We start from the raw sequence: 21,160 nt of genomic DNA on the forward strand, positions 1-21,160 counted from the left end.
GAAACACGCCATGAAACGACAGATGCATCTCGGCCTGTTCATCCTGGGCACCGGCAGCCATGTTGCCGGCTGGCGCTATCCCGGCGCGGTCGACAGCTTCCAGGATTTTTCAGCGATCCAGCAGATCGGCCGCATCGCCGAGCGCGGCAAGTTCGACCTGATCTTCATGGGCGACAATCTCTATGCCGATGCCGCCGCCCATCCCTCCTACACGCTGCGGCTGGAGCCGCTGACCATGCTGGCTGCGCTTGCAACCTCGACCAGCCATATCGGCCTCGGCGCCACCGTCTCCACCACCTACAGCGATCCGTTCTCGGTCGCGCGCGTCTTTGCTTCGCTGGATCACATCTCCAAGGGTCGCGCGGCGTGGAATGCAGTGACGACGGCCAATCCGGCCACGGCGGCGAATTTCGGCACCACCCATCCCGACCACGCCCGCCGCTACGAGATGGCCGGCGAATTTCTCGATGTCGTCAAGGGCCTGTGGGACGGCTGGGCTGACGATGCCATCGTCGCCGACCGCACTGGCGGCCTCTACATCGATCCGGCAAAGCTCCGCCCGATCGACCATGACGGCGCGTTCTTCAAGGTGAAGGGCCCGCTCAACATCGGCCGCAGCCCGCAAGGCCGCCCCATCGTGCTGCAAGCCGGCGGCTCCGAGGCCGGGCAAGCACTCGCCGCGCGCACCGCCGACATCGTATTCTCGGTGGTGCAGGACATCGAGGAGGCCAAGGCTGGTTACACGTCGCTGAAGACGCGGCTGCCGTCGTTCGGCCGCAAGGCCGAGGACGTCACGGTGCTGCCGGGCGTGATGCCCGTGGTCGGCCGCACCGACAAGGAGGCGTTCGAGAAGCTCAACGTGCTCCAGAGCTTCGTCAGCGGCAGCAATGCACTCGCAATCCTGTCGGACCGCTTCGGCCGCGACATGTCGGCCTACGATCTCGACGGGCCGATCCCTGACATCGCACCGTCCGACAGCTATCACAGCTTTGCCAGCGTCATGCTCGCCAAGGGCCGGCGCGAGAACATGACGCTGCGCGATCTCTACAATCTCACCGCCGCCGCCCGCGGCCATTGGGTGCTGTGCGGCTCGGCCGAGCGCATCGCCGACACGCTCCAGCTCTGGTTCGAGGAGCACGCCGCCGACGGCTTCAATGTCATGCCGCCCTACTTCCACGAAGGCTTCGAGGACTTCGTCCAACTCGTCGTGCCCATTTTGCAAGAGCGCGGGCTGTTCCGGGCCGAGTACGAGGGCACGACATTGCGCGATCACCTCGGCCTCGCGCGACCGGCCAATCCGTTCTTTGCGGCCTAAATTAGAGCGGAATGAACCAAGCGGCCGCGGGCTCGGTGCACCTCTTCCGCCTGCGGGAGAGGTCGGCGCAACGCGCCGGGTGAGGGTTCTCTCCTCTTGGGGGTTCTCGATTGCGGAGATACCCTCTCCCCAGCCCTCCCCCGCAAGCGGGGAAGAGAACACACCTCCATCGTTGCAGCATTCGAACCCAATCTCATCGCGTTCTAGAGCGCGCCGGCGATCCGTAGCGCCTGATCGAGCGCCTGCAACTCGCCTCGCGTTGCCGGCGGCTGCGGCGGCCGCGCCGCGTCGCATGAGAGACGCCCGAGCAATTTCAGGCAGGCCTTGAGCCGCACCGTCGCCCGTCCTCCCGGTGCATCGCGGTAGATCGCGACCGCGAGCGGATAAAGTTTCTCGTGCGCCGCGCGCGCCCGCTCCCAATCGCCGGCTTCCGCCGCGCTCCACAGGCTGACCACGAGCTCCGGCACGACGCAGGCAAGGCTGACCTGGCTGCCGGCCGAGCCAACGAGATAGCTCGTCAACAGGTGCTCGTCGCCGGAGCCGAGCACGACGAACTCCGGCCGCAGCTTGTGGATCAGCCGCAGATTCTGCTCGTAAGTCGCAACTTCCCAGCTGCCCTCCTTGATCGCGACGAAGCGAGGGTCGGCGACAAGCCGTTCCAGCAGAGACGGGGAGTAGGCCATTGCGCCCGCACCAACGGGCGCGGCGTAGAGCATCAGCGGCACGGCCGTGGCATCGCGGATATGACGATGATGTGCGATGACGCAGTCGTCGGCGTGGCCGAGCGCCCAGCTGTTGGGAGGAAATACCAGGAGCCCGTCCGCACCGGCTTGCTCCAGCGCGGCCGCCTCGCGCGCAGCCTCCAGGCTCGACTCGTGATTGACCCCGGAGATGATCAGGCAGTTCTTCGGCGCGTGCTCACGCGACAGCTCCACCACGCGCCGCTTCTCGGCGAGCGAGAGCACAAAATTCTCGCCGGCATGGCCGTTGACCAGGAGCCCGTTGATGCCCGGCGTGGATGCGACCGAAGCGAGATGCGCCGCCAGCTGACGCTCATCGACCCCATAGTCAGGCGTCATCGGCACGATCGTGGCCGCATGGATGCCGCGCAGGCGATCGCTGAATGTCCGCATCTCCGCCGACATCAGCTAGTGGATGATCTGATCGAGGAACGTCCTGGCACGCTCGGACTTCGGGTTCTTGAAGAACTCCTCCGGCGCGGCTTGCTCGACTACCTTCCCCTCGTTCATGAACACGATGCGGTCGGCGACCTCGCGGGCAAAGCCCATTTCATGCGTCACGCACAGCATGGTCATGCCCTCTTCCGCGAGCTTCTTCATGGTCTCCAACACTTCCTTGACCATTTCGGGGTCGAGCGCCGAGGTCGGCTCGTCGAACAGCATGATCTTCGGCCGCATGCACAGCGCGCGGGCGATGGCGACGCGCTGCTGCTGGCCGCCCGAGAGCTGCCCGGGATATTTTTCGGCCTGGTCGGGAATCCGGACCTTGGTGAGGAAATGCATGGCAAGGTCCTTTGCCTCAGCCTGCGACATGCCGCTCACGGTCATTGGCGCCAGGATGCAGTTCTCCAGCACCGTCATGTGCGGAAACAGATTAAAGCTCTGGAACACCATGCCGGTATCGCGCCTGACGGCATCGATGTTCCTGCGCTGGTGGTCGAGCTCGACGCCGTTGACGTAGATCAGGCCCTCGTCGTGCTTCTCGATGTGATTGATACAACGGATGAGCGTCGACTTGCCCGAGCCGGAGGGACCGCAGACCACGATCTTCTCGCCCTTGGCAACCTTGAGGTCGACCTCGTTCAACGCGGTGAAGTCGCCATAGTGCTTGTAGACGGCCTCCATGCGAACCGCAGGCACCTCGCGCAATTGCGGCTGCGCCGTTGCGCCTTCGACACCACTGGCCGTATTCATCGACATCTCGCTCATGCGCGGGCCTCCACGCTGGCTTGCACAACCGGCGCGCTCGCCGGGACGCGCCTGGATTTTGCGGCGGTCGACCGACCGAAATGCTTCTCCAGCCGGCGTTGAACAGCGTCCCACACCGAGGTGAGGATCAAATAATACGCCGTGGCAGCCGCATAGACTTCAAGGATCTGGAAGTGCTCCTGCATCAGCATGTCGCTGCGGCGCATCAGCTCCTCGACCGAGATCACCGAGGCGAGCGAGGTCGCCTTCAGCAGCGAATTGATGGAATTGCCGAGCGGCGGGATCATCAGCCGGAACGCCTGCGGCAGGGTCACGCGGCGGAACGTGACCCAGGGCGACAGGCTGAGCGCCCAGGCGGCCTCGCGCTGCCCCGCCGACACCGCCATGAAGCCGCTGCGCACGATCTCGGCGAGATAGGCCGCCTCGTTGAGAATGAGCCCGACCAGCGCGCAGGTGATCACGGAGAACTTGATGCCCAGCTGCGGCAAGCCGCTGTAGATCACCACGAGCTGGATCAGCAGCGGCGTGCCGCGGAAGAACCAGATGTAGAAGCGCGAGAAGCCTGAAAGTAGCGGATTGGACGACATGCGCATCAACGCGATGCCCATGCCGAGGATCAATCCGCCGATGACCGCCGCCACCGTCAAGCCGATGGTGACGAGCACACCCTTCATCAGGAAGTAGTTGAAGAAGTAGTTGACGGCGGCCGTCGGACTGAAATGGCTCATCGGCTCGTCTCCGTGTTTCAGGCTGGACCGGGACCGGCGATCGCGAGCGGCTGATCAGCCGGCATGGCCGTCAGGCCGAACTTGTCGAACAGCGCCTGATAGAAGCCGTCGGCCCGCATGGCGTTGAGCGCCTTGACGACGGTATCGGCCACCGTCTTGTTGCGGAAGCCGAGCGTGGTTCGCGCCGTGCCGAGCCCGCTCAAAACTTCCTTCACGCGGCCGCGGCCGACGAGATCGCGCGCGACGCTGTCCACCAGCAGTGCATTGTCCACTTGCCCGGCGAGCAGCGCGCTGACGACATTGGTCGCGGTCGGGAACGTGCGCATCTCGATGGCCGGGCCGCCCTTCGCCACGTTGGTATCGCTGAGCTTCTTGAGCCAGTTCATCTGGTAGGTGCTGACCTCGACGGCGGATGTTTTTCCGATCAGATCATTTTCGGTAGCAATTTTTGTGCCGCTGTCGGGTGCAACCACGACCGAAATGGCCTGGATGGCGTAAGGCACCATGTACATCAGCTTCGAGCGTTCCTCGGTCCAGAACATGCCGGTGTCGATGCCGTCGATGCGGCTTGCGTTCATGGCCGGGATCATCGCCGGAAAATCCATCCGGACGAGTTCGACCGGAAGACACAACCGCTTGCCGAGCTCGGCCGCGAGTTCCACGTTGAGCCCCTGCAACTGACCGTCCTTGTCGACGAATTGCTGCGGCGGATTGGTCGGGTTGATCGAGAGCTGCAATTTCCCCGGCGCAATCAGATCGCTGTCGGCGATCGCGGGCGTGCAGGCCGCATGCGCGGATGCGGATGCGAAAACGAGCGCGGCAGCAGCACTCAAGCGAAGCAGTGTCGAGACCATGTATTACCTCCAGTAAGACGCCAATGATCGATGCAGTCCCTTGCCCGGCTTTCCCCTCAACGTTCTTGGATGCGGCCGGCCGGATCTTGCGACACGACAGGCAGCATCGTCTTCATCCCCTCAAGCCGGTCCCGACATCGGCTTGAGCTGGATCCGCATGAAATTCTTCACCAGGGATTCGAACGGGCCGAATCCCTTCACTCTCAAAAACTCAGGCGTCTCGAACGCCCAGCGTCCCGCGACCTCGTACATGGCCGCGTATTTCGGGCCCTCGCCAACCGAGACGAAGCGCTTTGCCGACAGCCAGCCTGGACAGGCGAGCAGATCGGGAAAATGCTTTTGCTCGTACCAGGTGTTGAACGCAGCCTCGTGCTCGGGGTCGATATCGACCCGCACGATGTGAATGAAGGCTTCGTCGGCCATGGGCTCCTCACGCCAGACGAATATCGCCGGCCGCGCGCGCCGCGCCGACGGTCGTTGCGATGGCGTCGCACAGCGCAGGAAGGACCGGCAGCAGCGGCGGCCGCGGATCGGCGTTGCGGATCACGCCGAGCGCCTTGAGCCCCACTTTCATGCGCGTATGCATGTCCATGATCGGCGCCGGCCCGTAGATCGACCGCACGATCGGATAGAGCCGTTCGTTGACAGCGCGCATCGCCTTGAGGTCGTCGGCAAGCGAAGCCTGCCAGAGTGCGGCGAACAGATGCGGCGCGAGGCTGACGAGGCCCGAGAGAATGCCGTCGCCGCCGACGGCGAGTTGCGGCAGGAACCAGTTGAAATTCGACGGCAGGATCGCGACGGAGGCATCGGCCTGCTTCACCGCCCGGCGGTTCTCATCATAGGCCAACATGGTATCGCTGCCTTCCTTGATGGCGATGACGCTATCGAGGGCTGCGATTTTCGCCAGGGTCTCCGGCGAATAGCCGACGCCGGACGCCAGCGGATATTGGAAGATCGACACGGGAATGCCGATGGCTGAGCTGACCGCCTGCACGAAGGCCAGCGGCGCGCGCGAGGTCGCCGATGCACCGCCGCCGAGCGGTGCGGGCGGAAACAACACGGCGCAATCGGCGCCGGCAGCTTCCGCGAGCTGCGCCTGGTGGATCGCTTCCGCCGTGGAATGCGCGATGATGCCTGAGAGCAGCGGCTTGCCGCCGATCTGCCTGCGCGTCCGTTCGATCACGGCCTGCCGTTCGTCATCCGAGAGCGATCCGCCCTCGCCGGCATGTCCGTTGACGAACACCGCCGCGATCCCGTCCGGGCACGCGCAATAATCGAGCACGCGGGCATAGCCGTCCCAATCGATCGAGCTGTCATCCTTGAAGGGCAGCACGGTCGCGACCGTGACGCCGCGCAGATCAGGTTTTGTCATCGTCTTGCTCATGACGGTTTCCGCCGTGGAAATTTCAGGCTCGCCCGTGCCTTCAGCACTTCGAGGCCGCCCTCGTTGCGGGCGCTGGCCTCCCAGATGATGGTGCGGGTCTCGTCGTGCTGTTCGGCGATCCAGACGTCGAAGGTCAGCGTGTCGCCGTAGAACACCGGGCCGGTGAACCAGAACCGGTCCTCCACGGAGACGCCGATGGTGCCGACCAGCTCGCTGGTGAGGATGCTGGTGCAGAGCCCCGCGACCATGATCCCCGGCGCAAGCCGGCGGCCGAAGCGCGTCGCGCCCGCATAGACCTCGTCGACATGGACAGGGCCGAAATCGCCGGTCGCGGCGATATAGAGCGCGCCGTCCGCTTCGGTGATGGTCTTGCTCAGGCTGACCTTGTCATTCACCTTCAGATCGTCGAAGGATTTCGGCTCGTACATGGCTCAGCCCTTCGCGAACGGAACCAGCGTCGCGGTACCGTCCACCACAGTCGTCCCTGAGGGGGACAGCGTGCAGGTGATCCGGCACACCGCGTCGTCGCCCGCCACCGAGACGATCTCGGCTCTGGCTTCGACGGACTCGCCGACGATGACAGGCGCAGCAAAGTTCAGCGCGATGCTGCCGATCCGCCGCGTTGGTCCACCAAGCTGGCTGAGGCACGTCGTGGCGAGCCCGCCGACCGCGAGCTCGAACGCGACCATGTTAGAGGCGCCCGCCTTCTTGGCGCGGACGGCATCGACATAGAGACCGCCGAGATTGCCGCTGATGCCGGTGAACATCGCCTGCTCGGCGACCGTCATGGTCTTGCGGAAAGCGAAGGCGGCGCCGGGCTTGAGAAGTGCGTGAGACATGGAGCGTTCCCTAGAGCTGCAGGCCGTTCTTGATGGTGCTGCGTGCAACCAGCATGCGGTGGATTTCGGAGGTGCCATCATAGATGCGGGTGACGCGGGCATCGCGGTACATGCGCTCCAGCGGCAGGTCCTTGCTGAAGCCCATGCCGCCGAACACCTGGATGGCGCGGTCGACGACGCGGCCCTGCATCTCGGAGGCCGCGACCTTGATCATCGAGACCTTGTCGCGCGCATCCCTGCCCTGGTCGATGTCCCAGGCAGCGTTCATCACCATCATCTTGACGCCGAAGATTTCGGTGGCGGAATCGGCAATGAGTTTCTGCACCATCTGGAAGTCGCCGATCAGCTGGCCGAACTGGCGCCGCTCGCCGGCATGCTTGCGCATCATCTCGAGCGCACGCTGCGCCATGCCGACGGCGCGCGCGCCGATATGGGCAAGGCGGATCTGGAGCACGCTCTGCATGATCAGCTTGAAGCCGCCGCCGACCTCGCCGAGCACGGCCGCCTTGGGAATGCGGCAGTCCTCGAAGCTCAGCTCGGCATGGCCGTAGCCACGATGCCCCATCATCGGCTGCGTGCGCGCGACCTTGAAGCCGGGCGCGCCGCGATCCACCAGGAACAGCGTGATGCCGCCGCGCGCTCGCTTGTCCTTGTCGGTCAGCGCCATCAGGATCACGTAGTCGGCGATGTCGCCGTCGCTGATGAAATGCTTGGTGCCGTTGAGCACCCATTGATCGCCATCGAGCTGCGCGGTCGTGCTGATCGAGGCGGCGTCGGAGCCGGCACCCGGCTCGGTGATCGCCATGGCGCAGATCTTGTCGCCCTTCACCGTCGGCTTGAGATAGCGCTCGACCTGATCGCCCTTGCAGGCCATCAGCATCGGATAGACCTGGCCGAACACCCGGCGGATCAGCGCGTCGGAGGTCTTGCCGAATTCTTCCTCGACGAGGCAATGCTCGATGCAGGACAGGCCGCCCCCGCCGACATCCGCCGGCATGTTCATCGCATAAAGGCCGAGCTTCTGCGCCTTGGCCTTGGTGACCGCCAGCTTGTCGGCCGGCACCGTGGCCGTCTGCTCCACGATATCTTCGAGCGGCTGCACTTCCGTCTCGACAAAGCGGCGGACGGTATCGACCAGGAGGCGCGTCTCCTCAGGGATTGAGAAATCGATCATCGCGCCACTCCCACCGCCTTGCCGGCGATCATCGCGTCGATGTCCGCGGCGCCGTAGCCGATCTCGCCGAGCACCTCGCGCGTCTGCGCGCCCAGCCGCTGCGGCACCAGCCGCACCTCCGGCGACTGGCCGTCATAGCGCGCGGGATGGGCGACCATCCGGATCGGTGCACCGCCTGTGCTCTCAGCGGACTTGAACACGCCGAGATGGTTGAGCTGGGGATCGGAGACGAGGTCGCCATAGTCCTGCACCGGTGCGTGCCAGATCTTCGCGGCTTCAAGCGAGGGCAACCAATCCGCCGTGGATTTCTGCTTCAGCCTGCTAGCCACGATCCGCGTGATCTCCTCGCGCTTCGAAAAACTGTCGGCCTCGCCGAACTGCTTCAACTCCTCGCTGTCGAGCGCGGCCGCCAGCGCCTTGGGCGCGGCCATGGAAATCGCCATATGGCCGTCGGCCGTGGCGTGAATGCCGTAGGGCCCGGGGCTGAACCACGCTGCGATTCCGGCGGGGCCGCGCGATGTCGGCGACGGCGCGCCGTTCAGCCATGCCGTCAGCGGCTCGACCTGGAGATCGAGGGCGGCCTGGTAGAGGTTGACCTCGACGAGCTGTCCCTTGCCGGTCTTGGTCCTAGCGAACAACGCGGCAAGGATGCTCATGGCATAGAGCGACGCCGCGTGCTGGTCGACGATGACGGCACCGACCGCCGTCGGCTCGCCGTCAGCGCGTCCCGTCCGCATCGCGAGACCCGACATCGCCTGGAGCAACAGGTCCTGACCGGGACGATCCTTGTAGGGCCCGTCCGATCCAAAACCGGTTGCGACCGCGTAGATCAGGCCGGGGTTGATCGCCTTGAGCACGTCGTAGCCGAGACCGAGCTTGGCCATGGTACCCGGCCGGAAATTTTCCATCACGACATCGGAGGTCGCGACCAGCTTCTTCACGGCGGCGATGCCATCGGGATGCTTGAGATCGACCGCGATACTGCGCTTGTTGCGCCCGGTCGCCAGATGATTGACGCTGTCGCCGGCGACGAAATGATTGGCGACCGCCCAGTTGCGCTGAAACGCCCCCTCGATCGGCTCGACCGCGATGACGTCGGCGCCGAGATCGGCGAGCGTCTGCGCGGCCAGCGGCCCTGCGAGATAGTGGTTGAAGCTGAGAATCTTGACGCCGTCGAGCAGGTTCATCGGTTCACACCCAATTAAGCAGCAGCACCCGGCGCACCGCGCCACGCCAGATCGAACGTCTTGACCAAAGCGCGTGCAGCCGCATCCTGCGCCGCCGGAAGCGGCAATCGCGGCGAACGGGGATGGCCGACCGCAAGGCCCATATGACCGAGCAGCGCCTTGCTGCCGGCGACATAGGCCTGGCCGCCGACGAACTCGATCACCGGTAGATATTTCAGATAAAGCTCGCGCGCCTGCTTGATGTCACCGTCATCGGCGACCAGGCTGAAGATCCGCGCCATCTGCGACGGCACCACATTGGAGGCAACCGCGACCCAGCCTTGCGCGCCTTCGACGAAGGATTCGAAGCCGAGGATGCCGCCGAACACGGTCATCCTGTCGCCGCAGAGGCGGATGATGTCGCGCACCCGCGTCACCTCCAGTGTCGACTCCTTGATATAAAGGCAGTTGTCGATCTCGGCGATGCGCGCCACCAGAGGCGGCTTGAGATCGACATTGGCCGTCGCCGGATTGTTGTAGACCATGATCGGCAGCGAGATCGCATCCGCCACCGTCTTGTAGTGATGGACGAGCTCGTCGTCGGTCGGCGTTGAGTAGAACGGCGGAATGATCATCACGCCGTCCGCGCCCAGTTTTTCAGCACGGCGGCTGAGACGGACGACCTCGCGCGTATCCTCCGCACCGGTGCCGATCAGCACGGGCACGCGCCCGGCCGCCTGCTTGATGACAACCTCCGCCACCAGCGCCTTCTCGTCATCGTCCAGCGACAGGAACTCGCCGGTCGAGCCGAGCGGGATCAGCCCGTGAATGCCCTCCGCGATCTGCCAATCCACGAAAGCGCGCAGGGCCGCGACGTCGACCTCGCCTGCCGCTGTGAACGGGGTAATCATGACGGTGTAGGTGCCGCGAAACATCTTCATCAGGGAACCGCCGGACAATCGGGTGAATTCAGGGACCGGCGGCCACCTGCGGAATATCCGCATATTTCTTGCAAACGATTGCGCAACTGGCTCTGCATTGGGCAACACCATCCATTTTTTGAGCTTGATACGCGTAGAATAAGCTCATAGCTTTCTGCAATCGTTTGCAGTCTATCGGCAGGTTTGATGAGCGTCACGCTCAAAGATGTGGCACAGGCGGCCCGCGTTTCGGTCAGCACTGCTTCCCGTGCGCTCACCGGGACAGGCCTGACCAGCGAGCGCACGCAGCAGCGCCTGACGCGCATCGCGCGCGAGCTCGGCTACCGGCCGAACCCGATCGCGCGCGGACTGAAGACGGGACAATCGCGGCTCGTGGCGCTCCTCGTCCACAACCTCACCAACGCCTCGTTCCAGGTCATGGCCGAAGTGGTGCAGGCGCGCCTGAAGGCGCTGAGTTATCAGATGCTTTTGTGCATCGGCGGCGACGATCCGGAGCAGGAGAGCGACACGCTCACCACGCTGGTCGATCATCGCATCGACGGGTTGATCGTGGTGCCCACTGGCAAGAACGGCCCGCAGCTCAAAGCCTTGGCAAACGACGTTCCGATCGTCTGCCTGGTGCGGCGCGATGACGCGACCGATCTCGAGACCGTGCTCGCCGACGATCCGCAAGGTGCCTATCTCGGCACGCGCCATCTGATCGAGCTTGGGCACAAGCGCATCGGCCTGATCGTCGGCCGCCAGGACACCACGTCCGGCCGCGAGCGCCTGTCCGGTTATGTCCGCGCGTTGCGCGAGGCAGACATCGCCAAGGACGACACATTGATTCATGCCGGCCATTTCGAACCCGAGACCGGCGCGACCGGCGCGCGCAAGCTGCTCGACCTCTCCCGCCCGCCCAGCGCCATCTTCGTCGCCAACCATGAGGCGACGCTCGGCGTGCTCCGTGTCACCGCGGAACGGAACATCGCCATCCCCGATGACCTCTCGTTGCTCTGTTACGAGGACATGCCGTGGTTCGAATGGCATCGCCCGGCCATCAGCATCGTTGACAACGGCGCGCGCGATCTGGCCAATCTCGCCGTCGACCGGCTGCTGCAGCGCATGGACGCCAGGGGGAATGGCAACGGCAATGACGGCGTTCGCGAATATCGCGTCGGCGCCCGGCTGATCAAGCGTGATTCCTGCCGCCAGATCGACGCCCCGACGCCGGCGCGATCCGGCAAGCCCAAATCATCCCCATCCAAATCGTCTGCGGCCAGATCGCCTGCAACGAAGCCCGCGAAAGTCTGATCGATGCCCTATGTCGAAGTGCTCGCCCCGCAAGTCCCGTCGCAGCGCAAGGCCGCGCTGGCGAGGTCCGTGACCGACGGCCTGATGTCGGCGTTCGGCGTCACCGCTGATACGGTCACCCTTTATTTCCTGCCCATTGCCGCGGACGACTACGCGCATGCCGGCACGTTCGGCGCCCAGGCCAACGGCCAGCGCATCCTGCTCAAGGTGCACGCATTCCGGCGTAGCGAGGCCGAGCGCCGCGCCGCCGCCATCGCCCTGACCCGCGGTGTGTGCAGCGCCTATGGCGTGCCGGGCGACGATGTCGCGGTCTATTTCTGCGACCGCGACCGCAGCGAAGTCTCCCACGATTCCAAGCTCGCCAGCGACTGACGGGAGCACGCCATGGACCGCTTTTACACAGAGGATCAGAAGGCTCTCCGCGACACCGCCCGCCGCTTCGCGGAAGCGGAGATCCTGCCGCGCGCCGCCGCGATCGACCGCGAGGACCGTTTCGACCGCACGCTCTACAAGGGCATGGCCGATCTCGGCCTGTTCGGCATCTGCCTGCGGGAAGGCGCCGGTGGCGCCGGGCTCGACGCGGTGGCAGCCTGCATCGCGATGGAAGAGCTGGCGCGCTGCTCCGGCGCGGTCGCCAATGCCTTCGCGATCCCTGTCGAAGCCGTGCTGTTCTTCGACCATCACGGCACCGACGCGCACAAAGCATTGATCCCGCAGATCCTCAGCGGCGACATCATTCCCGCCACCGCCGTCTCCGAGCCCGATCACGGCTCGGATGTCGCGGGCATCCGCACCAACGCCGTGCGCGAGGGCAATGGCTGGCGGCTCAACGGCACCAAGGCCTGGGTGACACTCGGCGGCGTCGCCGACCGCATCATGGTGTTCGCGCGCACCGGCGCGGAAGCGGGCCACCGTTCCATTTCATGCCTGCTGGTCGACGGCGCCCTGCCCGGCATCGCCCGCGGCAAGAACGAGGAGCTGCTCGGCATGCACGGCCTCGACGACTGCCAGATCACCTTCTCCGACGTGCAGCTGCCGGCCGACAGCGTGATGGGGCCGGAGAACCAGGCCTTCAAGATGGCCATGAGCAATTTCAACTTCAGCCGGCTGATGATGGCTTCGATGGCGCTGGGCATGGCGCAGGCCGCGTTCGAGGACGCCACCGCCTATGCAAAGGACCGCAAGCAGTTCGGCCAGGCCATCATCGGCTTCCAGGCGGTGCAGTTCATGCTCGCGGACATGTCGACCGACATTGCGGCTTCGCGCCTGCTGATCCATCACGCTGCGCGGCTTCACGATGCCGGCGAGCCGATCGCCAAGGAGGCGGCGCAGGCAAAGCTGTTCACCACCGACATGGCGATGAAGCACGTCTCCAACGCGCTCCAGATCCACGGAGGCAACGGCTATTCGCGCGAATACCGCATCGAGCGGCTGTTCCGCGACGTGCGCCTCGCCCAGATCTACGAAGGCACCAACCAGATCCAGCGGCTGATCATCGCCCGCCAGGTCGAGAAGGAGGCCGCGTGATGCGGGGCGCGCGCGCATGCTGAGCATCATCACCGCGGCAGAGGCCGCAGGCCTGATCCGCGACGCCGACACGCTGATCGTCGGCGGCAATGGCGGCACGGGTGCAGCCGAAGCCATTCTGGATGCGCTGGAGCAGCGCTTCCTCGGCGGCCAGGGTCCGCACAATCTGACGCTGATCAACATCACCGGCGTTGGCGCGGTGACCGAGAAGGGCCTCTGCCATCTCGCCCATGAAGGCCTGATCGCGCGCGTGATCGGCGGCAATTTCGGCCTTCAAGTGCCGTTCATGCGGCTCGTCCGCGACGAGCTGATCGACGCCTATAATTTCCCGCAGGGCGTGATGAGCCAGCTCTGCCGCGCCATGGCCGCAAAGCATCCGGGCGTGCTCACCCATGTCGGCCTCAACACCTACATGGATCCGCGCCAGGACGGCGGCCGCATGAACAAGCGCACCACCGCGCCGCTGGTCGATCTGCTCGAGCTGCACGGCCAGTCGTACCTGCTCTACCGCGTCCCCACCCCACCCGATGTCGCCATCATCCGCGGCACCTCCGCCGATGAAGACGGCTATATCAGCATGGAGCACGAGGGCACGACGCGCGAGGATCTCTCGATCGCGCAGGCCGTGCACAATGCCGGCGGCACCGTGATCTGCCAAGTCAAGCGCATCGTGAAGCGCGGCTCAATCCATCCGCAGATGGTGAAGATCCCCGGCTTCCTGATCGACCATATCGTGCTCGAGCCCGATCAGATGCAGACTTACGGCACGGTCTATGACCCCGCACGCTGCGGCGAGACGCGTGTGCCCGAGGCGATGATCACGCCCGATCCGCTCACCGAGCGGCGCGTGATTGCCCGCCGCGCCGCCTTCGAGCTGCGCCCGCGCGACGTCGTCAATCTCGGCGTCGGCATCTCCGCGATGATCCCCAATGTCGCGGCCGAGGAAGGTATCTCCGACCTGATCACGCTGACGGTCGAATCCGGCGTGGTCGGCGGCGTGCCCGGCCATGCCCGCGAATTCGGCACCGCCATCAATCCGCGCGTCATCCTCGACCAGGCCTATCAGTTCGATTTCTACGATGGCGGCGGCCTCTCCTGCGCCTTCCTGTCCTTCGCTGAGGTCGATGAAACCGGCAACGTCAATGTCACCCGCTTCGGCGAACGCCGCGACGGCTCCGGCGGCTTCATCGACATCACGCAGAACGCCAAGCGGCTGATCTTCAGCGGCACCATGACCGGCGGCAAGTTCGACATCGGCGTCGAGAACGGCCGCCTCGCGATCCGGCGCGATGGCGCTTTCCGCAAATTCGTGCCCCAGGTCGGCCAGATCAGCTTCAGTGCTTCACTCGCCGGACAGCGCGGCCAGCACGTCAGCTACATCACCGAGCGCGCCGTGTTCGAGCTGGAGAACGGCAGCGTGACGCTGACCGAGATCGCGCCGGGCGTTCGCCTGGAGGAGGACATCCTCGCGCATATGGGCTTCAAGCCGCGCATCAGCCCGCAGCTGAAGGACATGGACCCGCGCATCTTTCGCTCCGGCCCGATGGGGATCGCGCAGAGTTTTATGGCCATGCCCGCGCGGCCTCGCAAGGTCGCCTGAGGGATCAGCATGGACACGAGCCCCCCGATCAATCTCCGTTATGAAGACATCGCGCTCGACGCGGAGTTCGAGACCGCTGCGCACACCGTGACGGAGGCCGATATCGCGGTCTTCGCCGACGTCACGCGCGACCACCATCCGCTTCATATCGACGCCGGCTATGCGAGGTCCCGCGGCTTTCCCGCCGTGATCGGCCACGGCCTGCTCGGCCTGTCGCTGATGGAAGGGCTGAAGTCGGAGCTGAAATTGTATGAGGAGACCTCGGTCGCCTCGCTCGGCTGGGACGAGGTGAAGTTCAAAGGCCCCATCGTCGCCGGCGACACCTTGCGCGTGCGCTTCCGCTTCGTCGAGAAGCGGCCAACCAAGAATCCCGAGCGCGGCATCGTCGTCGAGACGCTCGATCTTCTCAACCAGCGCGACGAGGTGGTGACGGCCGCCCGTCACATCTCGCTGATCCTGACCCGGCAAGCCGACGCGACGGCGGCCACGTGACAACGAAGAAGACGTCGGACCGGAGAACGGCTCCTCTGCCACCCACGATTTGATTGGAGTATTCAGATGCGATTTCCCAAGACCTTCTCCGCCCTCGCTTTGCTGCTCGGCCTGACCCAGGCGGCCAACGCCCAGACTTGTACGCCAAAGGTGCCGGCATCGAGCCTGATCGAGGCGCCGAAATGGCAGATGTCGATCAACCCGACGCTGCCGCCGCAGCAATTCGTCGACGACAAGGGCGAACTGCAAGGCCTCAATGTCGAGCTCGCCCGCGAGATCGCCAAGCGCATCTGCCTCGAGCCGGTGTTCCTGCGCATGGACTTCCCGCCGATGATCCCGGCGCTGCGTTCGGGCCGCTTCGATGCCATCAACACCGGCCTGTTCTGGACCGAGGAGCGCTCCAAGATGCTCTACCTCGTGCCTTACGCGCAGCAGGCGATCAGCATCTACACCGACCCCGCCTCCAGCCTGAAGCTGGAGAAATTCGAGGATCTCGCCGGCCGCGTGGTGGGCGTGGAATCGGCGACCTATACCGAGCGCAAGGCGCGCGAGTTCAACACCGAGATGGTTGCCAAGGGCCTCAAGCCGATCGAACTGCGCACCTTCACCACGGTCACGGCGACCTCGGCGGCGCTGCGCGCCGGCCAGCTCGAAGCAGCCCTCAACATCAACGAGACCGCCAACGCGCTGGAGCAGAAGGGCATCGCAAAAATCTGGGTCCGCGACATCGCGGGCACCGACATCACCTTCGCCTTCCGCGACAAGCTGCTCGCGCAAGCCTTCGCCGACGCGCTGACGGCGACCCGCGCCGACGGCACCTATGACAAACTGTTCGACAAGTTCGGCATGACCAAGCTGAAGGCCACGACGTTCGCGATCCGTGGCGAAGGGCCGACGAACTGAGCAAGTGGATTGCTTCGCTTCAAGCCGGTCGCAACAGCGACAGTACCAGTCCCGTCATCCTGAGGCGCGAGTGATGGGGCGCAGCGCGCCCCATCGGGAGCCTCGAAGGATGCACGGCCAAGCCGGTGCAGCTCGGCCGTCGCCCTTCGAGGGCCGCTGAAGAAGCGGCCACCTCAGGGTGACGGTCGCAGGATTGTGCGCCCGGCGGCCCCGTTACACCAGGCTCGACTTGCCGCGGCTGAGCACCTCGCCCGCGCCCTTGTCGCCGACGATCTTGCCCTGCTCGTAGACGACGCGGCCGCGCGCGATAGTGGTGACGGGCCAGCCGGTGACATCAAAGCCCTCCCACGGCGTGTAGTCCGCGCCGTGATGCAGATCGGCCTGTTGAATCCTCTTCTTCAGCTTCGGGTCCCACAGCACGATGTCGGCGTCGAACCCGACGCCAATCGAGCCCTTGCGCGGATAGAGACCGTAGATGCGCGCATGGTTGGTCGCGGTCAGCTCGACGAATTTTTGCAAGCTGATGCGCCCCTTCGAGACGCCCTCGGAGAACAGGATCGGCAGCCGCGTCTCGACGCCGGGGATGCCGTTCGGCACCCAGCGGAACGAGGTGCGGGAATTCGGCGTCAACTTGCCCTTGGGGTCGTCGTAACGGAACGGGCAGTGGTCGGACGAGAAGGTCTGGAACACGCCTGTGGTGATGCCCTCCCAGATCGCCTGCTGGCTCTCGGCATCGCGCGGCGGCGGCGAGCAGACATACTTCGCGCCCGTGATGTCCATGTTCAGGCCCTTCATGTCGTCGGCCGTGAGCGTGATGTATTGCGGACAGGTTTCCGCGTGCACCGGCAATCCGCGCTGCTGGGCCCAGCGCACCTGCTCCATCGCCTCACGGCCTGAGACGTGCACGATCATGATGGGAACGCCGATCACCTCGGCATGGCTGATGGCGCGATGCGTCGCCTCGCGCTCGACCGCCTGCGGCCGCGAGGTGCCGTGATAATAGGGCGCGATATGGCCTTCGCGCTCCAGCTTGCTGGTGAGAAAGCGGATGGCGTCATAGCCCTCACAATGGACCATCACCAGCGCCTCCTCGCGGCGCGCGACGTCGAACACTTCGAGCAGCTGCTTGTCGCTGAGCACGAGGTCGTCATAGGTCATGAACACCTTGAACGAGGTGTAGCCGTCCTTGACGAGGGCCGGCAACTCCTGCCCGAGCACGATTGCGGTCGGGTCGGAGATGATGAGGTGAAACGCGGTGTCGATGTAGCACTCGCCTTCGGCAAGCTTGCGGTAGTTCTCGACGCAGGTGCGCAGCGATGTGCCCTTCTCCTGCAGCGCGAAGGGCAGCACCATGGTGTTGCCGCCGGCGGCTGCCGAACGCGTCGCCGAGGCAAAGTCGTCGGCCATCACCACGTCGGGGCCCGAGGCCTGCGAGATGTGGACGTGGCTGTCGATGCCGCCCGGCAGCGCCAGCAGGCCTGTCGCGTCGATCTCGCGGGCAGCACCCTCAATGCTGTCGGCGATGCTGACGATGCGGCCGCCGCGAATGCCGATATCGGCGCGGAACTCGTCGCTGGCCGTCACGATGGTGCCGCCGCGAATGGCGAGATCGAGCTGCGTCACAGGAGTCTCCGTCACTTGATGACTGGCATTGTCTGGAATATCCGGCCCCATTCCGCAAGAGCCGCAATGTCGCCGCCGGCAAGGCTCAGGGTCCGCCACAGCGTGACCGCGACCGAGTCCAGCACGGCGATATCCAATTCCCGCTCCAGCGAAGCGGCCAGCGCCGCTCCGTCGAGATTGGTGCAGAGAATGACAATCGCGTCGGCGCCTTCTGCCGCCACCGCGCGGATCATGTCCGCAATGGTCGCAGGCGTGACCTCGCCAAAGGAAAAGTTGTCGCGGAGGCCGAGATGCCGCTCGGCATGCGGGGCGACGCCCTCCTCGGCCCAGACATCGCCGATCCGTCCCTGCACGTCGTCCGTATAGGGCGAGACCAGGCCAACACGCTTGGCGCCGAGCGCGCGGGCGGCGTCGATGCAGGCGAGCGTGGACGTCGTCGCGGGCACGCCGGTGCGCGCCGTAATCGCCTCGCACAAGCTTCTATCGCGGTCGATGCCGAGCCAGCTTGCGGATGTGCCGTTCCAGGCAATGGCGTCGACCTTGGCATCGGCGAGCAGGTCCGCCGCCGGCAGCATCACCGAGGCATCGAACTGGCTCAGCGCCGCGGCATCCAGCGCGATCTCGGTGACGCGGAAGCGCGAGAAATGCGCGGTGACGCCGGGGGCGCCCGCCAGCATCGCGCTGGTGACGGGCTCCAGCACCGAATTGGAGGACGGCGTGATCATGCCGAGACGTTTGCGCATGGCTCTACCTTACGACGCCTGCGCAAGGCGCGTCGACTCCTCCCGGATCAGGGACAGGATGCGGCGCTTGGCGTCGTTGAATTCGGGGCTGGTGATGTCGCGCGGGCGCGGCAGGTCGAAATTGACGGCCTCGCGGATCCGGCCCGGCCGCTTCGTCATCACCACGATCTTGTTGCCGAGCACCAGCGCCTCGTCGACGCTGTGGGTGACGAACACGATGGTGCAGCGGCGCTTCTGCCAGATCGCGACCAGTTCCTCCTGCATTTCGAGCTTGGTCTGGGCGTCCAGCGCCGCGAACGGCTCGTCCATCAGGATGACGCTCGGGTTCATCAGCAGCGCCCGGGCAATGCCGACCCGCTGGTTCATGCCGCCGGACATTTCGGAGGGATGATGATGCTCGAAACCGCGCAAGCCGACGAGATCGATGAACTCCATGGCGCGGTGATGGCGTTCGGCCTTGCCGACACCCTTGAGCTTGAGGTGGAAGGCGATGTTGTCGATCGCCGTCAGCCACGGCATCAGGGTGGGCTGCTGGAATACGACGCCGCGGTCGGAGCCCGGCCGCTCCACCTGCTTGCCGCCGACCAGCGTGCGGCCGGACGTTGCCTGTTCGAAGCCGGCGATGATGTTCAGGAGGGTCGACTTGCCGCAGCCGGACGGGCCGAGCAGGCAGACGAAATCATTGGCCTCGATGTCGAGATCGATGTTGTCCAGCGTCAGGAGGTCGCGGCCGCGCCGCTTGTCGGAGAACACCTTGACGATGTTGCGAAGCTCAATGGCCGCCATCAGCCCGCCCTGCCCTGCACGGTGGTGGTTTGCTGCCAGCGCAGCGTGCGCGCCATGATCGCCTTGATGCCGAGGTCGGAGAGATAGCCGAGCAGCCCGATCGAGATCATCGCAGCGAGCACGATGTCGTAGCGCAGGAAGTAGTAGGAATCCCACAAGACGTAGCCGAGGCCGCTCTTGACCGCGACCATCTCGGCCGTGACCGTCAGCATCCAGGCCGATCCGACCGCGATGCGTAAGCCGGCGAAGATCGAGGGCAGCGCCGCCGGCAGCACGATGTCGGTCAGCATCTGCCGCTGGCTCGCGCCCATCATCGCACCGGCGCGCACCAGATTGTGGTCCACGGTCTTGACGCCATGGATGGTGTTCATCAGCACGGGAAAGAACGCGCCGAGAAATACCAGGAAGATCGCCGGCTTGTCGGCGATGCCGAACCAGATGATGGCGAGCGGAATCCACGACACCGGCGGGATCGGCCGCAGCATCTGCAGCGTCGGCTCCAGCGTCTTCTCGAACAGGCGCGACCAGCCGATGGCGACACCGGCGAGGATGCCGAGCAGGCTTGCCAGCGCAAAGCCGCCGAACACGCGAAGAGCACTGGCGAGCGCATCGCGCAGCCAGTGCCCGGAATAGGTCTGCGTGGTCTCGTCGAAGCCGAACACCCAGTCGCCGAGCGCATGCAGCACCGCGCTCGGCGCCGGCAGCAACGCCGGCGGCAGCACGCCGCTGCGGGCAAAAGCCTCCCAGCCCGCGATCAGCAGCGCCGGCACGACGACGCGCTCGAGCCCCTGAAACGCCCGCGTCAGCCGAAACGCCGGCCTTGCGGGCGGGGCGTCAGTAACCGAGGTCATTCTTGGGCTTTCCCGTGGCTTTCTCCAGGAACGAATAATCCATGTTCTTCTCCGCCTCTGCGGAGACGTCCTTCGAGATGTATTTGAGGTCGCGCATCATCGCGGCGATCGCCAGCGTCTGCGACCGATGGATCGCCGGATCGGGCGAGGCATTCTTCAAGGCTTCCGTCGCCACATTCTTGTCGAGGCCGGTGAGCTTGTTGATGACGTCGATCCACAGCGTCTTGTCGGCGATCAGCTTGTTGTCGAGCTCGACCACGGCGGTGACGACGCCCTGCACACCCGCACGCTGGCTGGCGATCACGTCGGAGCGGGTGACGATCAGGTTGGTCAGATTTCCGGCGGCCTGGTCATACGGCAGCACAAAGTGCTTGCCGGCCCCGGCAAGCCTGATCTGCGAGGCAAACGGCTCGACCGAGCAGATCATGTCGACCTCGCCGCGCTGCAAGGCTGCGAGATGATCGGACGGATTGGGAATGTTGATGAACTGGATGTCCTTGTTGGGATCGACGCCCTGCTTGAGGAGGGCGCCGCGCATGTGAATGTCCTGCGCATTGCCGCGGGAGGCCGCGACCTTCAGCATCTGACCGTCGCTCTTGCCCTTGGCGACGATCGCCTTGAACGCCGTCCAGTCATCAGGCGGCAGGTTCAGCTTCGCGGAGGAGAGACATTCCGAGCCGCCGTTGATCTGGCCGGATACGGCGACGACATCAAAGCCCTTGTCGAGCGCCGTGATGTAATGGAGGTAGGTCACCTGCGCGACGTCGATGCTCTTCGAGATCAGCGCGGTCAGCACGTCGTTGCCGGAGTTGAAGCCGGTGGCGTCGACCTCGACGCTTTTCGCCATGCCTGGGATCAGCGACATCGGCAGGCAGTGCGCGCATTTGGCGTAGCCGAGCTTGATCTTCGCGGTCTGCGCAATGGCGAGATCGCCTCCGCCGAACATCGCCGCCATCGCCACGAGGCCCCATCGCAAACTCGTCCGCATCGCT

The 21,160-nt window shown here is 65.1% G+C and carries 23 protein-coding genes; 7 read left to right on the forward strand and 16 right to left on the reverse strand.

Translation table 11 applies throughout. The features are described from left to right. The first annotated feature begins 10 nt into the window (after positions 1–10). A complete protein-coding gene (locus tag AC1RR3_RS20770) occupies positions 11–1,315 on the forward strand; it encodes an LLM class flavin-dependent oxidoreductase (protein ID WP_492824975.1) in 1,305 nt (434 codons plus the stop codon). Positions 1,316–1,518: 203 nt separating this feature from the next. Here AC1RR3_RS20770 and AC1RR3_RS20775 read toward each other — a convergent pair whose 3' ends face one another. From AC1RR3_RS20775 to dapA, 11 genes are all read right to left on the reverse strand, one after another. After that, entirely contained in the window at positions 1,519–2,448 is a 930-nt protein-coding gene (locus AC1RR3_RS20775) for a dihydrodipicolinate synthase family protein (RefSeq protein ID WP_492824976.1), read from the reverse strand. Positions 2,449–2,463: 15 nt separating this feature from the next. After that, positions 2,464–3,264: an amino acid ABC transporter ATP-binding protein gene (locus AC1RR3_RS20780; RefSeq protein WP_492824977.1), complete on the reverse strand. Its 801-nt coding sequence runs from the start codon at positions 3,262–3,264 to the stop codon at positions 2,464–2,466. Beyond that, positions 3,261–3,992 (reverse strand): amino acid ABC transporter permease, encoded by a 732-nt coding sequence (locus AC1RR3_RS20785; protein WP_492824978.1) that lies wholly within the window; start codon positions 3,990–3,992, stop codon positions 3,261–3,263. Before AC1RR3_RS20785 ends, AC1RR3_RS20780 begins: the two co-directional genes overlap by 4 nt. A 17-nt stretch (positions 3,993–4,009) precedes the next feature. Then, the gene (locus AC1RR3_RS20790; protein WP_492824979.1) at positions 4,010–4,846 is read right to left on the reverse strand and encodes an ABC transporter substrate-binding protein; all 837 of its coding nucleotides are present in this window, start codon (positions 4,844–4,846) and stop codon (positions 4,010–4,012) included. A 120-nt stretch (positions 4,847–4,966) separates the two neighbouring features. Further along, entirely contained in the window at positions 4,967–5,269 is a 303-nt protein-coding gene (locus AC1RR3_RS20795; RefSeq protein WP_492824981.1) for a hypothetical protein, read from the reverse strand. Between the two features lie 7 nt (positions 5,270–5,276). Continuing rightward, entirely contained in the window at positions 5,277–6,230 is a 954-nt protein-coding gene (locus AC1RR3_RS20800; protein WP_492824982.1) for a dihydrodipicolinate synthase family protein, read from the reverse strand. Beyond that, positions 6,227–6,658, reverse strand: a complete 432-nt coding sequence (locus AC1RR3_RS20805) for a MaoC family dehydratase (RefSeq protein WP_492824983.1) — start codon at positions 6,656–6,658, stop codon at positions 6,227–6,229. The genes AC1RR3_RS20800 and AC1RR3_RS20805 overlap by 4 nt, the downstream gene beginning before the upstream one ends. A gap of 3 nt (positions 6,659–6,661) precedes the next feature. After that, positions 6,662–7,069 carry a MaoC/PaaZ C-terminal domain-containing protein gene (locus AC1RR3_RS20810; RefSeq protein WP_492824984.1) on the reverse strand — a complete coding sequence of 136 codons (408 nt, stop codon included), beginning with the start codon at positions 7,067–7,069 and terminating at the stop codon, positions 6,662–6,664. A 10-nt stretch (positions 7,070–7,079) separates the two neighbouring features. Next, positions 7,080–8,243, reverse strand: coding sequence for an acyl-CoA dehydrogenase family protein (locus tag AC1RR3_RS20815; protein WP_492824985.1), 1,164 nt, complete (start codon positions 8,241–8,243; stop codon positions 7,080–7,082). Beyond that, positions 8,240–9,430, reverse strand: coding sequence for a CaiB/BaiF CoA transferase family protein (locus AC1RR3_RS20820; RefSeq protein ID WP_492824986.1), 1,191 nt, complete (start codon positions 9,428–9,430; stop codon positions 8,240–8,242). Before AC1RR3_RS20820 ends, AC1RR3_RS20815 begins: the two co-directional genes overlap by 4 nt. A gap of 14 nt (positions 9,431–9,444) precedes the next feature. Then, on the reverse strand, positions 9,445–10,353 hold the full coding sequence (gene dapA, locus AC1RR3_RS20825; RefSeq protein WP_492825154.1) for a 4-hydroxy-tetrahydrodipicolinate synthase: 909 nt from the start codon (positions 10,351–10,353) through the stop codon (positions 9,445–9,447). Positions 10,354–10,536: 183 nt separating this feature from the next. On the opposite strand from dapA, the gene AC1RR3_RS20830 reads away from it, so the two are divergent. The 6 genes from AC1RR3_RS20830 to AC1RR3_RS20855 all read left to right on the forward strand — a co-directional run bounded on the left by AC1RR3_RS20830 (position 10,537) and on the right by AC1RR3_RS20855 (position 16,165). Further along, positions 10,537–11,643 (forward strand): LacI family DNA-binding transcriptional regulator, encoded by a 1,107-nt coding sequence (locus tag AC1RR3_RS20830; RefSeq protein WP_492824987.1) that lies wholly within the window; start codon positions 10,537–10,539, stop codon positions 11,641–11,643. A gap of 3 nt (positions 11,644–11,646) precedes the next feature. Continuing rightward, positions 11,647–12,015, forward strand: a complete 369-nt coding sequence (locus AC1RR3_RS20835) for a tautomerase family protein (protein WP_492824988.1) — start codon at positions 11,647–11,649, stop codon at positions 12,013–12,015. Between the two features lie 12 nt (positions 12,016–12,027). Further along, a complete protein-coding gene (locus AC1RR3_RS20840; RefSeq protein WP_492824989.1) occupies positions 12,028–13,170 on the forward strand; it encodes an acyl-CoA dehydrogenase family protein in 1,143 nt (380 codons plus the stop codon). A gap of 16 nt (positions 13,171–13,186) precedes the next feature. Next, complete coding sequence (locus AC1RR3_RS20845; RefSeq protein WP_492824990.1) at positions 13,187–14,770, forward strand: acyl CoA:acetate/3-ketoacid CoA transferase; 1,584 nt, start codon at positions 13,187–13,189, stop codon at positions 14,768–14,770. Positions 14,771–14,779: 9 nt separating this feature from the next. Next, positions 14,780–15,262 (forward strand): MaoC family dehydratase, encoded by a 483-nt coding sequence (locus AC1RR3_RS20850; RefSeq protein ID WP_492824991.1) that lies wholly within the window; start codon positions 14,780–14,782, stop codon positions 15,260–15,262. A gap of 66 nt (positions 15,263–15,328) precedes the next feature. Then, positions 15,329–16,165: an ABC transporter substrate-binding protein gene (locus tag AC1RR3_RS20855; RefSeq protein ID WP_492824992.1), complete on the forward strand. Its 837-nt coding sequence runs from the start codon at positions 15,329–15,331 to the stop codon at positions 16,163–16,165. A 213-nt stretch (positions 16,166–16,378) separates the two neighbouring features. Here the strand turns inward: AC1RR3_RS20855 and hydA are convergent, their stop codons facing one another. The 5 genes from hydA to AC1RR3_RS20880 are packed head-to-tail and all read right to left on the reverse strand — an operon-like array spanning position 16,379 to position 21,156. Further along, a complete protein-coding gene (gene hydA / locus AC1RR3_RS20860; protein ID WP_492824993.1) occupies positions 16,379–17,839 on the reverse strand; it encodes a dihydropyrimidinase in 1,461 nt (486 codons plus the stop codon). Continuing rightward, on the reverse strand, positions 17,800–18,531 hold the full coding sequence (locus tag AC1RR3_RS20865) for a maleate cis-trans isomerase family protein (protein ID WP_492824994.1): 732 nt from the start codon (positions 18,529–18,531) through the stop codon (positions 17,800–17,802). The genes hydA and AC1RR3_RS20865 overlap by 40 nt, the downstream gene beginning before the upstream one ends. 9 nt (positions 18,532–18,540) lie before the next feature. After that, on the reverse strand, positions 18,541–19,317 hold the full coding sequence (locus AC1RR3_RS20870) for an ABC transporter ATP-binding protein (RefSeq protein WP_492824995.1): 777 nt from the start codon (positions 19,315–19,317) through the stop codon (positions 18,541–18,543). Further along, positions 19,317–20,168: an ABC transporter permease gene (locus tag AC1RR3_RS20875; protein WP_492824996.1), complete on the reverse strand. Its 852-nt coding sequence runs from the start codon at positions 20,166–20,168 to the stop codon at positions 19,317–19,319. Before AC1RR3_RS20875 ends, AC1RR3_RS20870 begins: the two co-directional genes overlap by 1 nt. After that, on the reverse strand, positions 20,152–21,156 hold the full coding sequence (locus AC1RR3_RS20880) for an ABC transporter substrate-binding protein (protein WP_492824997.1): 1,005 nt from the start codon (positions 21,154–21,156) through the stop codon (positions 20,152–20,154). The genes AC1RR3_RS20875 and AC1RR3_RS20880 overlap by 17 nt, the downstream gene beginning before the upstream one ends. Positions 21,157–21,160: the final 4 nt, after the last annotated feature.

This window comes from Bradyrhizobium sp. GW821-FHT13H05, assembly GCF_058804065.1.